This is a genomic window from Kribbella sp. C-35, from assembly GCF_046549195.1.
Taxonomy (GTDB): Bacteria; Actinomycetota; Actinomycetes; order Propionibacteriales; family Kribbellaceae; genus Kribbella.
Genome location: NZ_JAJPWG010000002.1, coordinates 754,962 through 768,578, shown reverse-complemented (window position 1 = coordinate 768,578; position 13,617 = coordinate 754,962). Strand labels below are relative to the sequence as shown.

Genomic DNA, 13,617 nt, shown 5'->3' with positions numbered 1-13,617 from the left:
GGAAGGGGATTCAGATGAAGGTCGTGATCTTCTGCGGGGGGTTCGGGTTGCGGATGCGCAGCGGCGTGGACTCCGCACCGAAACCGATGATGACGATCGGCGACCGGCCGGTCCTGTGGCACGTGATGCGCTACTACGCGCACTTCGGCCACACCGAGTTCATCCTCTGCCTGGGCTTCGGGGGGTCCGCGGTCAAGGAGTACTTCCTGCGCTACGAGGAGACGGTCTCCAACGACTTCGTGATGACGAAGGGCGGGCAGCGCATCGAGCTGCTCGACTCCGACATCAGCGAGTGGAAGATCACCTTCGTCGACACCGGGATCGACACCAGCATCGGTGAGCGGCTGCGCCGGGTCCGTCCGTACCTGGAGGACGACGACGCGTTCCTGGCGAACTACGGCGACGTGCTCACCGACGCGCCGATGGACAAGATCGTCGACCACGTGATGACCAGCGACATCACCGCGAGCCTGCTCGCGGTCCCGCCGCAGGCGTCGTTCCACGTGGTCGAGTTCGACAACGACTCCCGGATCACCGGGCTCCGCTCGGCGGCCGATCTGAACGTCTGGATCAACGGCGGGTACTTCGTGATCAAGAAGGAGATCTTCGACGTCCTGCACGAGGACGAGGACCTGGTAGGCGACGCGTTCCCGCGGCTGTCCGCGATGCGCAAGCTGGAGGCGATCCCGCACCACGGGTTCTGGGCGCCGATGGACACGCTGAAGGAGCGCAGCCAGCTCGAGGAGCTCTACCGGTCCGGCAAGAAGCCATGGGCGTTGTGGAGCCACGAGGCCCGCGAGCAGCAGAGCCGGATCCTGGACAAGGCGCCCGAGTCGTCGGCCGACGGGCCGGTAGTGGTGGCGATCTGATGCTGCCGTTCCAGCTCGGCCTGATCGACGGGCCGGTCCACTTGGTTGCCCTCGGCGCGCATCCGGACGACATCGAGATCGGCTGCGGCGGCACGCTGCTCAAGCTGGCCGAGTCGGTCCCGGAGCTGACCGCCGAGTTCGTGATCGCGACCGGTACGCCGGTGCGCCTGGAGGAGGCCCGCCGCGCGGCGGAGCTGTTCCTGCCGGAGTGCGAGGTGACCGTGACGTCGGCCGAGCTGCCGGACGGGCGGCTGCCGGCGTACTGGAACGAGACCAAGGAGTTGCTCGAGGCAACGGCTCGCGGCAGTAGGCGGCCCGACCTGGTGCTTGCGCCGAGCAAGCACGACGCACACCAGGACCACCGGCTGATCGCCGAGGTGGCGCCGACCGTGTGGCGCAGCCATCTGGTGCTGCACTACGAGATCCCCAAGTGGGACGGCGACCTCAGCCGGCCGTGGCTGTACGTCGAGCTCACCGAGGAGCAGTTGCGGGAGAAGGTGGCGCGGCTGCACAAGGCATACCCGTCGCAGGTCCCGCACGACTGGTTCGACGAAGAGGTGTTCGCCGGGCTGGCCCGGCTGCGGGGGATGGAGTGCCGGGCGCCGTACGCCGAGGCCTTCACGACAGCGAAAGCCACGCTGACGTGGTGAATGAGGGGGATGCAGTGAGCTTCGAGTGCCGTGGGTGTACGTCGGCGAATGTCGTACCCGTCGTGGACATCGGTGAGCAGCCGTGTGCGGACTACTTCCCGCCGGCGGACGACCCAGGCCCGGATCCGCGCTGGCCGCTCGCATTGTGGCTGTGCCGGGACTGCACCTTGGTACAGCTCGGTCCGGTCGAGGCGCAGCTGCCCGAGGAGGCGCTGGCGGTCGAGTCGGCGACCAGCCGCGCGCATGCGGAGGCTTCGGTCAAGGAGATCCTCCGTGATTACCCAGAACTGCTCGGGGGAGTGGTGTTCGAGTTCGGAAGTCCCCATGGCGGGTCTTGGCTCGATCACCTGTCCGCGGCGGGTTCGCGGCTCGCGGGTGACGGTGAAGTTGCCGATCTGGTGATCGACGTGCACGGGATCGTGCACGAGCCGCAGTACGGCGAGTCGCTGAAGCTGCGGGCGGAACGGCTCGCGCCGGGCGGCCTGCTGGTGATGGAGTTCCACCACCTGTTGCCGCTGTTCGTCGGGAACCAGTTCGACACCATTCGCCACGGACATTGGGCGTACGTCTCGCTGCGCGCGCTGCGGAACCTCGCTGCCCTGCACGGCCTGGCGGTCGAGTCGGTGAAGCAGGTCGAGATGTTCGGCGGCAGTCTGATGGTGATGCTCCGGCACGCTGCCGACGCGAAACCGGACGCGTCGGTCGACGTGGTGCTGGAGGACGAGGACGCTGCGGGCATCGCCGACGAGGTACAGCTCGGCAGCCTGCAGGAGGCCGCCTGGCACGCCGCCGGCGCACTGCACGACGAACTGGCCCGGCACAAGGCCGCCGGCCGAACTGTCCTCGGGTACGGCGCTCCGTCCAAGGCGCCGGTGCTCCTCGACCTCAGCAAGGTGACGACGGACCTGCTGCCGTTCACCGTCGACCTCGCCCCCGGCAAGCACGGCCGCCGCGTGCCGGGCGGCTGCATGGTGCCGATCCGTCCGATCGAGGACCTGAAGGCCGCGCGACCGGACATCGTCCTCGTCCTGACGTGGGACATCGCCGACGAGATCATCGCCCAACTCGAGGCCGACGGCGGCTGGGGTACGACGTACCTCGTCCCACTCCCGGAACCGCACGAGAGGGCACGCTGACCATGGAGATCGTCGAGGTCCCCGGCATCGCCGGCGTACTGCTGTTCCGTCCGGCGCCGCACCGCGACGAACGCGGGTTCTTCTCGCGCACGTTCGACCGGGACGTGATCGCGAAGGCCGGTCTGGACCCGGACGGCTTCGTCCAGGACAGCATCTCCCGGTCGCGGAAGGGTGTCGTCCGCGGCATGCACACCAGGTCCGGCCTAGGTGAGGCCAAGCTGGTGCGCTGCTCGTACGGCGCGGTGTTCGACGTCGTCGTCGACCTGCGTCCCGGCTCGCCGACGTACCGGAACCGGGAGACGTTCGACCTGACCGGCGACAACCAGGTGACCGTGTACGTGCCGGCCGGTTGCGCGCACGGCTTCCAGGCCCTGACCGAACCCGCCGACGTCTCGTACCGCATCGACCGTGCCCATGACCCGTCCGAGGACGTGGCGATCCGCTTCGACGATCCCGATCTGGACATCCCGTGGCCGCTGCCGGTGACGCTGATGTCCGACCGGGACCGGGCCGCCGCGTCCCTCGAACTCGCCACTGCGAGGCTCACATGACCAAGTCTTTCGAGAAGTCCGTCGCCGCGAACAAGCGGCTGCACGACCTGATCCCCGGCGGCGCGCACACCTACGCCAAGGGCGAGGACCAGTTCCCCGAGCACATGGCGCCCGTGATCGACCACGGTGATGGCGCGCACGTGTGGGATGTCGACGGCAACGAGTACATCGAGTACGGCTCCGGCCTGCGCGCGGTCAGCCTCGGCCATCGGCACCCGAAGGTGCTCGAAGCGGTACGCCGGGAGATCGATCGCGGCAGCAACTTCGTCCGCCCGAGCATCATCGAGCTCGAGGCCGCCGAACGCTTCCTCGCCACGGTCCCGACCGCGGAGATGGTGAAGTTCGCCAAGAACGGCTCGGACGCGACGACCGCCGCGGTGAAGCTGGCCCGCGCGGTCACCGGCCGTCCGCTGGTCGCGCTCTGCGGCGATCAGGCCTTCTTCTCGATCGACGACTGGTTCATCACCCGGACTCCGATGTCGGCCGGGATCCCCGCCGAGATCGGCGACCTCACCGTCGCCTTTCCGTACGGCGACCTGGACGCGACCGAGGAACTGTTCCGGCAGCACGACGGCAAGATCGCCTGCCTGATCCTGGAGGCCGCCACCCAGCAGGACCCGCCGGCCGGCTACCTGGAAGGTCTGCGCGACCTGGTCCACCGGCACGGCGCACTGCTGATCTTCGACGAGATGATCACCGGCTTCCGGCTGTCCGCGTCCGGCGCGCAGGGCCTGTTCGGGGTGACGCCCGACCTGTCCACGTTCGGCAAGGCGCTCGGCAACGGCTTCGCGGTCTCGGCCCTGGCCGGCAAGCGTGAGTACCTGGAACGCGGGGGACTGCGGGACAGTCACGAGCGCGTCTTCCTGCTGTCGACGACGCACGGCGCCGAGACGCACGCCCTCGCGGCAGCCGTCGCAGTGATGGACGTGTATGCCGAGGAGGACATCCCCGCCCGCCTGCACGAACGCGGCGAGCGGCTCACCCGAGGTGTCCGCGAGGTCGCCGCGGCGGCCGGCGTACAAGACCATGTGGTTGTCCGCGGACGGCCGGGCAACCTGGTGTTCGCCACTCTCGACGAGCAGCTCGAGCCGTCCCAGTTGTACCGCACGCTCTTCCTCCGCGAGCTCATCACGGGCGGTGTCATCGGCCCGTCGTTCGTCGTCAGCAGCGCGCTCACCGACGCCGACATCGACCGCACCGTCGAGGTCGTGGCCGGCGCCTGCGCGGTCTACCGCCAGGCGCTCGACGCCCAGGACATCCAGGCATTCATCGGCGGACGTCCCGTCAAACCGGTCTTCCGCCGGTTCGTCTAGGAAGGAAAGACCATGGCTTCAGCTCTTCCCAGGCTCAGCGTCGGACTGCCCGTCTACAACGGCGAGGAGTACCTCCGGGAGGCCCTCGACGCCGTTCTGGGGCAGACGTTCGAGGACTTCGAGCTGGTCATCTCGAGCAACGCCTCGACCGACGCGACCGACGACATCTGCCGGGAGTACCAGGCGCGGGACCCGCGGATCCGCATCTACCGCCAGGAGCAGAACATCGGCGCCGCCCCCAACCACCAGTTCGTCTTCGACCACAGCCGTGGCGAACTGTTCAAATGGGTCGCGGCCGACGACCTGTACGCGCGCGACCTCTTCGAGCGCTGCGTCGCCCTGCTCGACGAGCGTCCCGACGCGGTCCTCGCGCACTCGTGGGGCGCGGCGATCGACGGCGACGGCGAGGTCATCCAGGCGATCGAGTACCCGCTGACGACGGACTCGGCGCAGGCATCCGAGCGGTTCCGCAGCATGTTGTTCGGTGTGGATCTGCCCGGGGCGCTGGCCGCCGACGACTTCTACGGGGTGATCCGCTCCGACGTGCTGCGCAAGATCAAGCCGCACGGCAGCTTCTACCACGCGGACTACACCTACACCGCCGAGATCTCCCTGCACGGCCCGTTCGTGCAGGTGCCCGAGTGGCTCTACTTCCGTCGCCAGCACGACGACCGGGTTTCGCTCGCGTCGGTCAGCGCCGTTGCCGCGCGACTCGACCCGAGCCGGGCCAGCCGATTCCGCAACTTCAAGGCGCGGCTGTTCGCGGAGTACCTCTGGAGCTGGTTCGCGGCCGTCGGGCGAGCGCCTGTCACCGGTGCGGAGCGCCGCAGGTGCTACCGGCACATCATTTCGTGGGCCGCCAACCGTGCCTCCCGGCGGCTGCCTGGGCGCTCCGTGCCGCCGGAACCGGCGCCGGAGAGCTTCGGTGAGATCGGCGCGCGAGTGCTGGCCAGCCGGGCGCTCGTCGCCGGAGCGGACGGTCGCCCGTGAGCAACCCGGAACGAGCTCAACGAGTCGGTCTGTTCGGCCGCCTCGGCTCCGGCAACCTCGGCAACGACGCAACGCTCGAGGCGGTGATCGCGTTCCTGCGCGCAAAGTATCCGGACGCGGTAGTCGACAGCATGTGCTCAGGACCCGAGGTGGTGACCGCGCGCCACGGGATCCCGGCGTACCAGATTCACTGCCTGAACAACAGCCGAGCGCCGCGCTCCCGGCTGGGGCGGGCGGTCCTGACCGTGCCGCGGATCGCACTCGGCGCCGTGATCGACACCTGGCGAACGGTTGCCTGGACCCGGCGCCACGACGTCGTGATCGTCCCCGGCTGCGGCGTGCTGGAGGCGACCATGCCGCAGCGACCGTGGCAACTGCCGTACTCCTTGGCCGTGATGTCCGTCGCGGCGCGCGTGTCCGGTGTGACGGCCGCCTTCGTCTGCGTCGGCGCTACGGTGATCCGGCAGCGCGTGAACCGTACCCTGATGCGGATCAGCACGCGGCTGGCGCGCTACCGGTCGTTCCGGGACCAGCTGTCGCTCGACGGGGCCCGTGAGAGCGGCTTCGCGACCTCGCGCGACAGGGTCTATCCAGACCTTGTCTTCGCGCTCCCGGCACCGGTGGCGGACCCTGGCCCGACCGGCGTGGTGGGCGTCGGCGTGATCGCGTACCACTACAGCGCCGACGACCCGCGGACCGACGAGCTGTACGACTCGTACCTGGTCAAGATGCGGCGACTCGTCCGCGAGCTGACGACGAGCGGCTACCAGGTCCGGCTCTTCGTCGGCGACGACTACGACGAACCACTGATTCCGATGCTGCAGGAGGAAGCGGAAGCCGGGGCGATCCGCTACGACCGCTGCGAGACGTTCGACGAGCTGCTGAACCGGGTCGCCGGCGTCGACGTCATGATCGGCTCTCGCTTCCACAACGTGATCGCCGGGCTGAAGTGCGCCACACCGACGATCTCGATCGGCTACGGCCGCAAGAACGCCGCCGTGATGGAGCTGTTCGGCCAAGGTGAGTACGCCCACGACATCCGCGACTTCGACGTCGACGTGCTGCTCGAGCAGTTCACCCTCCTGACGCACGACCGGGAACGGGTCGTGAAGGAACTGGCCGAACGCAACAGTGCGGTCGAGCGTGGGCTGGCAGCGCAGTTCGACGCGCTGTCGGCCGAGGTGTTCGCGAATCCGCCGGTCCGGCGGGCAGGGGGTGTCCCGGCATGAGGAGGCTTGCGCCCTGGCGGCAGCAGATCGCGGGCCGGCTCGGGTGGGCCGTCGCCGATCAGGGGGTGTCGAGCCTGGAGAACTTCCTGCTTGGCGTCTTCGTGGCCAAGATGCTCGGCGCCGAGGGGCTGGGCGCCCTCGGGCTCGCCTTCGTCGCCTACTCGATCGCACTCAGTTGTTCCCGGGCACTGGCGACCGATGCCCTGGCGATCCGGTTCTCCGGGGCGTCGGAGAAGGTCTGGCGGACCGCGGCGTCCGCGGCGACCGGCGTCGCGCTGCTCATCGGTGTCGCCACTGGTGCCGTCTCCGTCGGCCTGGGCCTGATTCTGAGGGCCGCGGAGCCGGGGTCGGGAGCCGGTACCGCCTTCCTGGCGATCGGTATCGCGATGCCGGCGCTGACCCTGCTGGACAGCTGGCGGTGTGTCTTCTTCGCAGCCGAGCGCGGCGCGAAGGCGTTCCTCATCGACGCGGTGTGGACGGTGTTGTTCCTCAGCCTGCTGCTGATCGCTCAGCTCACCGGGACCAGGAGTATCACCCTGTTGCTGGTCGGGTTCGGTGTCACGGCCCTGGCGGCCGCGGTGGTGGGAATGGTGAACGCGCGGACGGTGCCCCGGGTCTTCGCTGCCCGTGCCTGGCTGCAGCAGCATCGCGACCTCGGCAATCGCTTCCTCGTGGAGAACGTGGTGATGGGGGCCGGCGGGCAGATTCGCGCTCCGGTCGTCGCGGCAGCGGTCGGGCTGGCCGCGGTCGGCGCGATCCGGGCCGCCGAGATGCTGGTCGGTCCGGTCGCAGCGTTGCTGATGGGCATCTCCCAAGTCTCCGTCCCGGAGGCTGCGCGTGCGCTGCGCAAGGGGTCCGGCTCGCTCCTGCGACTCTGCCTGGGCCTCAGCGGGGGTCTCGCCGCGGTGGGGTTCGGCTGGGGCCTGGTGGTCATCGTCGTCTTCCCGTTCGGGATCGGCGAGGCGCTGCTCGGAACGGTCTGGACGGAGGCTCACCAGGTGCTTCTCGGGGTGTCCGTGAGCGCCGCTTTCGGCTGCCTGATGATCGGCCCCTCGGCGGGTCTCCGGGCCCTCGCCCGTGCCGACCGGACGATGCGCTGCCAGTTGGTCGTGTCGGCCCTCTCCGTCCTGCTCGGCAGCGCCGGAGCCGTCGTCGGAGGTGCTCTCGGAGCGGTGTGGGGGACGGCGATCGCATCGATCGCCGGGGCCGCGATCTGGTGGTGGCAGTTCCTCCGTTCCCGGCGGGAGCACTTCCGAGGAGCCGCCGAATTGGTCCCGCCGGACGCGCGGGTGAAGACGACGGGAGCGCCCGCATGACGAACGCGACTGCTGAGTCGGCACACCGCCGGGACCGGCTCGACACCGAGATCGTGATGGCGATGCTGATGCGCCGCAACGGCGGATCCGGCGTCCAGACCCATGTGCGCACGGTGCGGCAGTATCTGGACGACGCGGCGCGGCCGGCCAGTGTCGTCAACCCGTTCTCGTCGAAGGACCCGCTGCTTCCGCCGATCTTCGGGGCCAGGTTCGCCATCCGGATGTTCAGTCCGCAGGCCGGTGTGTGGTGGTACCGGCATTGGCACGCGCACTACCTGCAGCGGGCGCTGTCCGCGCACTTGTCGAATGCCGGACCGGCGGTTCTGTACGCGCAGTGCCCGGTCTCGGCGGCGGTCGCCCTGCGGGTGCGGACGACGCAGCCGGTCGTGATGGCGGCGCATTTCAATGTCTCGCAGGCCGACGAGTGGGCCGGCAAGGGCGAGATCGCCCGGTTCGGGACGATGTTCGGGGCGATCCGGTTGTTCGAGGAGCAGGTACTGACCGAACTGGACGGGATCGTCTACGTGTCCGAGTTCGCGCGCTCGGTGCTCGAGGACCGGATGCCCGCGATCCGCAACGTGCCTGGCATCGTGATCCCGAATCCGGTCAACATTCCGTCGCCGGGTGCGGTGTCACCGCACAGCGCGGACCTGATCACGGTCGGGGCACTCGAGCCGCGGAAGAACCACAGCTACCTTCTCGAGGTGCTGGGCGCCGCCGCGCGCCGGGGCCACAGGTACACGCTGTCCGTCGTCGGGGACGGGCCGGACCGGCGCGCGCTGCAGGCGCAGGCCAAGGCCCTCGGACTCGGCGACCAGGTGCGGTTCCTGGGGTACCAGGCCGATCCGCCCTCGTTGATGGCCGGACACCGTCTCTACTGCCACACCGCGACGATGGAGAATCTGCCGATCGCGCTGCTCGAGGCGATGGCCGGTGGACTGCCGGTCGTCGCCGGAGCTGTCGGCGGCATCCCCGAGATCGTGCGGCCGGGACAGGAGGGACAGTTCTGGCCGTTGGACGATCCGGAGGCCGCCGCCGGCGTCCTGATCGAGGTCCTGGAGGACCCGGTCCGGCTGCGCGCGATGGCGGCCTCGGCCACGGTCCGGGCCGAGGCGGAGTTCTCGTCGGAGGTGGTCGGGAAACGCTTGGTCAGCTTCCTCGAGAACACCGAGATCCGGCGGAGAAAGCTGACTGATTAGCTACATTGAAAGATCTCCACAAGGATCGGCCCCTCTCGTCGTCCTGGGCCTGCTCGCGTAGTAATGTTCGGTGACTCGACGCCGACGCGCGGGTTAACAAGGACATGCTGCACGCTGAGCCGGACACTGTAAGTGACCGCGCCGTTGCGGGAGGGAACGAGAGGGCCGCTGTGAGCGGAGCAGAAGCGCCGGACGCTGTGGACAGCCGTCGGCCGCTCTGGGTCGTCCCACACGAGGTTCCGGCGATCGTTCCGCTGCCGTCGCGCTCGACCGAGCCGCGCTGGGTCGGCGTGTACCGCTGGGCCGCTGTCGGCGGCGATCTGCTCGCCGCGATGCTGGGTGTCTCGATCGCGCTGCTGACCCGGTTCGGGTACCACGTCGGCTCCAGCTACCTCGTGGTGAGCAGTGTGCTGCCGCTCGCCTGGGTGGCCGCGGTCGCCTTGTCGAAGGGATACGACTCGCGGTTCTACGGTGCTGGGCCGGACGAGTTCCGGTCGCTGCTCCGCGCCGGCGTCGGACTCACCGCGGCGGTCGCGATGACGTCGTACGTGACCAAGGCCGAGATCGCCCGTGGCTTCGTGGTGCTCGCGATCCCCGTGATGGTCGTGGCGGCGCTGCTGCTGCGGTACGCGTTGCGGAAGGACCTGCACCGGCACCGGGTCAGAGGTCGCTGCATGCACAGGGTTCTCGTGGTCGGGCGCAGTGGCCCGGCCGCAACACTTTGTGAGCACTTGGAGAGCCGCCCGACCGACGGTTTCCGGGTCGTCGCAACCTGCCGCCCCCGCGGTGACAGCAACGGATCGATGCACCCTGAGGAGCTCGACGAGCCGGACATCCTGGCCGCCGCCGACCGGCACGCGGTCGAGGTGGTCGCGATCGCGACCGACCCGGAGCTGGCCGGCCAGTCGCTGCGCCGGCTGTCCTGGGCGCTGGAGCAGCGCGGCATCGAGCTGATCGTCTCCCCGGGCATCATCGAGGTGGCCGGCCCGCGGATCTCGGTCCGCCCGGTCGCCGGCCTGTCCCTGCTGCACCTGGAGCGGCCGTCGGTCAGCGGCGGGCCGCACCTGATGAAGGCGGTCTTCGACCGGGTCGTTGCCCTCGGCATCGTCGCCGTACTCTCGCCGGTGCTGATCGGCCTGGCGCTCGCGGTGAAGCTGTCCAGTTCCGGTCCGGTCCTGTTCCGGCAGCAGCGGGTCGGCCGCGCGGGCGCCGAGTTCACGATGCTCAAGTTCCGCAGCATGTACGTCGACGCGGAGCAGCGGCTCAGCGACCTGTTCGCGTTGAGCGACGGCAACGGCGTGATCTTCAAGATGCGCAACGACCCGCGGATGACACCGCTCGGCCGCTGGATCCGCCGGTTCTCCCTCGACGAGCTGCCGCAACTGTTCAACGTGCTGCGCGGCGACATGTCGCTGGTCGGTCCGCGGCCGCCGCTGGCCGAGGAGGTCGCGTTGTACGCCGCCGACGACTCGCGGCGGATGCTGGTGAAGCCCGGTATGACGGGTCTCTGGCAGGTCAGCGGCCGCAGCGACCTGTCCTGGGACGAGTCCGTCCGCCTCGACCTGCGGTACGTCGACAACTGGTCGATGACGCTGGATCTGCTGATTCTCTGGAAGACCGTGCGCGCGGTGTTCTACGGCGCGGGAGCTTACTGAATGGATTCTGTGTTGGATTCAGCGTTCGACTTTGGGGCACCGGTGTACGTCGCGGGTCACCGCGGCCTCGTCGGGTCGGCGCTCTGGCGTCGGCTCGAAGCGGCCGGGTACACGCACCTGATCGGCGCGACCTCGGCGGAGCTCGATCTGCGCGACCGGCAGCAGACGTTCGACTTCCTGCGCGAGCACCGGCCGGCGGTCGTGATCGACGCCGCGGCGCGGGTCGGCGGTATCCTCGCGAACCGCGATCACCCGACCGAGTTCCTCAGCGACAACCTGCGCATTCAGGTGAACCTGATGGACGCGGCGCTCGAGGTGCGGACACCGCGGCTGCTGTTCCTCGGGTCGTCGTGCATCTACCCGAAGTACGCCGAGCAGCCGATCCGTGAGTCGAGCCTGCTCACCGGCGAGCTGGAGCCGACCAACGACGCGTACGCGATCGCGAAGATCGCGGGCATCATGCAGGTGCAGGCGGTCCGCCGTCAGTACGGGCTGCGCTGGATCTCGGCGATGCCGACGAATCTGTACGGTCCGCACGACAACTTCGACCCGACGTCGTCGCACGTGCTTCCGGCGTTGATCCGGCGCTTCCACGAAGCGAAGGCTGCGGCCGCGGAGGAGGTCGTGTTGTGGGGGAGCGGTACGCCGCGGCGCGAGTTCCTGCACGTGGACGACCTCGCCGACGCGTGCCTGCACCTGCTGGAGCACTACGACGCGCCGGAGCCGATCAACGTCGGTGTCGGCGCGGACGTGACGATCCGCGAGCTGGCCGAACTGGTCGCCCGGACGGTCGGCTACACCGGTGCCCTGAGCAACGATCTGTCCAAGCCGGACGGCACCCCGCGCAAGCTGCTCGACGTGAGCAGGTTGCAGGCGCTCGGCTGGAAGCCCTCTATTTCCCTCGAAGACGGTGTGGCCGCCACCTACGCCTGGTACCAGGAGCATGTGGCATGAAAGCGTTCATCACCGGCATCACTGGCCAGGACGGTTCGTACCTGGCCGAGTTGCTGCTGTCGAAGGGGTATGAGGTGCACGGCCTGATCCGTCGCGCCAGCACCTTCAACACCAAGCGGATCGACCACCTGTACGAGGATCCGCACGCCCGCGACAAGCGGTTGTTCCTGCACTACGGCGACCTGACCGACGGTTCGCGGCTCGTCACGTTGCTGGCGTCGATCCAGCCGTCCGAGGTCTATCACCTGGCCGCGCAATCGCATGTGCGGGTCAGCTTCGACGAGCCGGAGTACACCGGTGACACCACCGGGATGGGTACGACGCGGCTGCTCGAGGCGATCCGGATGATCGGGCTGGACTGCCGGTTCTACCAGGCGTCGAGCTCGGAGATGTTCGGTGCGACCCCGCCCCCGCAGAACGAGGACACCGCCTTCCACCCGCGCTCGCCGTACGGCGCCGCGAAGCTCTACGGCTACTGGATGACGCGGAACTACCGCGAGGCGTACGACATGTTCGCGGTGAACGGGATCCTGTTCAACCACGAGTCCCCGCGACGCGGCGAGACGTTCGTGACGCGCAAGATCACCCGCGCGGTGGCGGCGATCAAAACGGGTCGCCAGGACCGCTTGTATCTGGGCAATCTGGACGCCTGCCGGGACTGGGGCTACGCCCCGGAGTACGTCGAGGGCATGTGGCGGATGCTGCAGCACGACACCCCCGCGGACTACGTGATCGCGACCGGTACGTCGTACTCCGTCCGCGACTTCGTCTCGCTGGCGTTCGACCACGTCGGGATGGACTGGGAGAAGTACGTCGACTACGACCAGCGCTACGTCCGTCCGACCGAGGTGGACTCGCTGATCGGGGACGCGTCGAAGGCGGCCACCGACCTGGGCTGGAAGGCCCAGGTGCATGTTCCCGAGTTGGTCCGCATCATGGTCGACGCAGATCTCGACGCGCTGAAGGGGGAGGACTGATGACCGACCTTCAGGCAGAACCCACCACGTCCGACCGGGTCGACGTGCTCGGCATCCACGTCAGTGTGACGAACCTCGACCACACGGTCGGCGCCTTCGCCGGCTGGATCGAGCGCGGCGAACGGCAGCTGGTCTGCGTCACCGACATGAACGCCCTGCTGCACGCGCGTGCCGACGCGCGGCTGACCGAGGTCTACAACACGTCCGGTCTGACCGTTCCGGACGGGATGCCGCTGGTGTGGGCAGGTCACCGCGCCGGGTTCGAGGAGATGGACCGCGTGGCCGGTCCGGATCTGCTCGAGCGGGTGCTCGCCGAGGCGGCGGATCGCGGCTGGACGCAGTACTTCTACGGCGGGGCCGAGGGCGTGGCGGACGAGCTGCGCGAGCGGTTCCAGGAGCTGCACCCGGCGTTGAAGGTGGTCGGCGTCGAATGCCCGCCGTACCGTGCGCTGACGGACGCCGAGGACGCGGAGACGGTCGCCCGGATGAACGAGGCACGGCCGGACATCGTCTGGGTCGGGCTCGGTGCGCCGAAGCAGGAGCGCTGGATGGCCGACCATCGCCACCGGCTGAACGCGACGATCCTGATCGGGGTCGGTGCGGCCTTCGACTTCCACACCGGCCGGCTGGACCGTGCGCCGTACTGGATGCAGCGCTCCGGGCTGGAGTGGAGCTACCGGCTGTACAAGGAGCCGCGCCGGCTCTGGAAGCGTTACGTCCTGGGCATCCCGCGATTCCTCCTCGGCATCCTCCGCGATCCGCCACGCCCCGTCTAGGG

13 protein-coding genes are annotated in these 13,617 nt (G+C 69.0%); all 13 read left to right on the top strand.

Features of this window, described 5'->3' with window-relative positions; genetic code table 11:
* Positions 1-14 precede the first annotated feature (14 nt).
* Positions 15-869, top strand: a complete 855-nt coding sequence (locus ACLJOO_RS16195) for a sugar phosphate nucleotidyltransferase (protein WP_410787982.1) — start codon at positions 15-17, stop codon at positions 867-869.
* Positions 869-1,519, top strand: a complete 651-nt coding sequence (locus tag ACLJOO_RS16190) for a PIG-L deacetylase family protein (protein ID WP_410787981.1) — start codon at positions 869-871, stop codon at positions 1,517-1,519. The genes ACLJOO_RS16195 and ACLJOO_RS16190 overlap by 1 nt, the downstream gene beginning before the upstream one ends.
* Positions 1,516-2,655 (top strand): class I SAM-dependent methyltransferase, encoded by a 1,140-nt coding sequence (locus ACLJOO_RS16185; protein ID WP_410787980.1) that lies wholly within the window; start codon positions 1,516-1,518, stop codon positions 2,653-2,655. Before ACLJOO_RS16190 ends, ACLJOO_RS16185 begins: the two co-directional genes overlap by 4 nt.
* Before the next feature lie 2 nt (positions 2,656-2,657).
* Positions 2,658-3,206 carry a dTDP-4-dehydrorhamnose 3,5-epimerase family protein gene (locus tag ACLJOO_RS16180; protein WP_410787979.1) on the top strand — a complete coding sequence of 183 codons (549 nt, stop codon included), beginning with the start codon at positions 2,658-2,660 and terminating at the stop codon, positions 3,204-3,206.
* On the top strand, positions 3,203-4,519 hold the full coding sequence (locus ACLJOO_RS16175) for a glutamate-1-semialdehyde 2,1-aminomutase (protein ID WP_410787978.1): 1,317 nt from the start codon (positions 3,203-3,205) through the stop codon (positions 4,517-4,519). The genes ACLJOO_RS16180 and ACLJOO_RS16175 overlap by 4 nt, the downstream gene beginning before the upstream one ends.
* A 12-nt stretch (positions 4,520-4,531) precedes the next feature.
* Complete coding sequence (locus tag ACLJOO_RS16170) at positions 4,532-5,509, top strand: glycosyltransferase (RefSeq protein ID WP_410787977.1); 978 nt, start codon at positions 4,532-4,534, stop codon at positions 5,507-5,509.
* Complete coding sequence (locus ACLJOO_RS16165; RefSeq protein ID WP_410787976.1) at positions 5,506-6,738, top strand: polysaccharide pyruvyl transferase family protein; 1,233 nt, start codon at positions 5,506-5,508, stop codon at positions 6,736-6,738. Before ACLJOO_RS16170 ends, ACLJOO_RS16165 begins: the two co-directional genes overlap by 4 nt.
* Positions 6,735-8,054 (top strand): hypothetical protein, encoded by a 1,320-nt coding sequence (locus ACLJOO_RS16160; protein WP_410787975.1) that lies wholly within the window; start codon positions 6,735-6,737, stop codon positions 8,052-8,054. Before ACLJOO_RS16165 ends, ACLJOO_RS16160 begins: the two co-directional genes overlap by 4 nt.
* Positions 8,051-9,253 carry a glycosyltransferase family 4 protein gene (locus tag ACLJOO_RS16155; protein WP_410787974.1) on the top strand — a complete coding sequence of 401 codons (1,203 nt, stop codon included), beginning with the start codon at positions 8,051-8,053 and terminating at the stop codon, positions 9,251-9,253. Before ACLJOO_RS16160 ends, ACLJOO_RS16155 begins: the two co-directional genes overlap by 4 nt.
* A 170-nt stretch (positions 9,254-9,423) precedes the next feature.
* A complete protein-coding gene (locus tag ACLJOO_RS16150; RefSeq protein WP_410787973.1) occupies positions 9,424-10,908 on the top strand; it encodes a sugar transferase in 1,485 nt (494 codons plus the stop codon).
* A complete protein-coding gene (locus ACLJOO_RS16145; RefSeq protein WP_410787972.1) occupies positions 10,909-11,862 on the top strand; it encodes a GDP-L-fucose synthase family protein in 954 nt (317 codons plus the stop codon).
* Positions 11,859-12,839: a GDP-mannose 4,6-dehydratase gene (gene gmd / locus ACLJOO_RS16140; protein ID WP_410787971.1), complete on the top strand. Its 981-nt coding sequence runs from the start codon at positions 11,859-11,861 to the stop codon at positions 12,837-12,839. The genes ACLJOO_RS16145 and gmd overlap by 4 nt, the downstream gene beginning before the upstream one ends.
* Entirely contained in the window at positions 12,839-13,615 is a 777-nt protein-coding gene (locus ACLJOO_RS16135; RefSeq protein ID WP_410787970.1) for a WecB/TagA/CpsF family glycosyltransferase, read from the top strand. The genes gmd and ACLJOO_RS16135 overlap by 1 nt, the downstream gene beginning before the upstream one ends.
* Positions 13,616-13,617 lie beyond the last annotated feature (2 nt).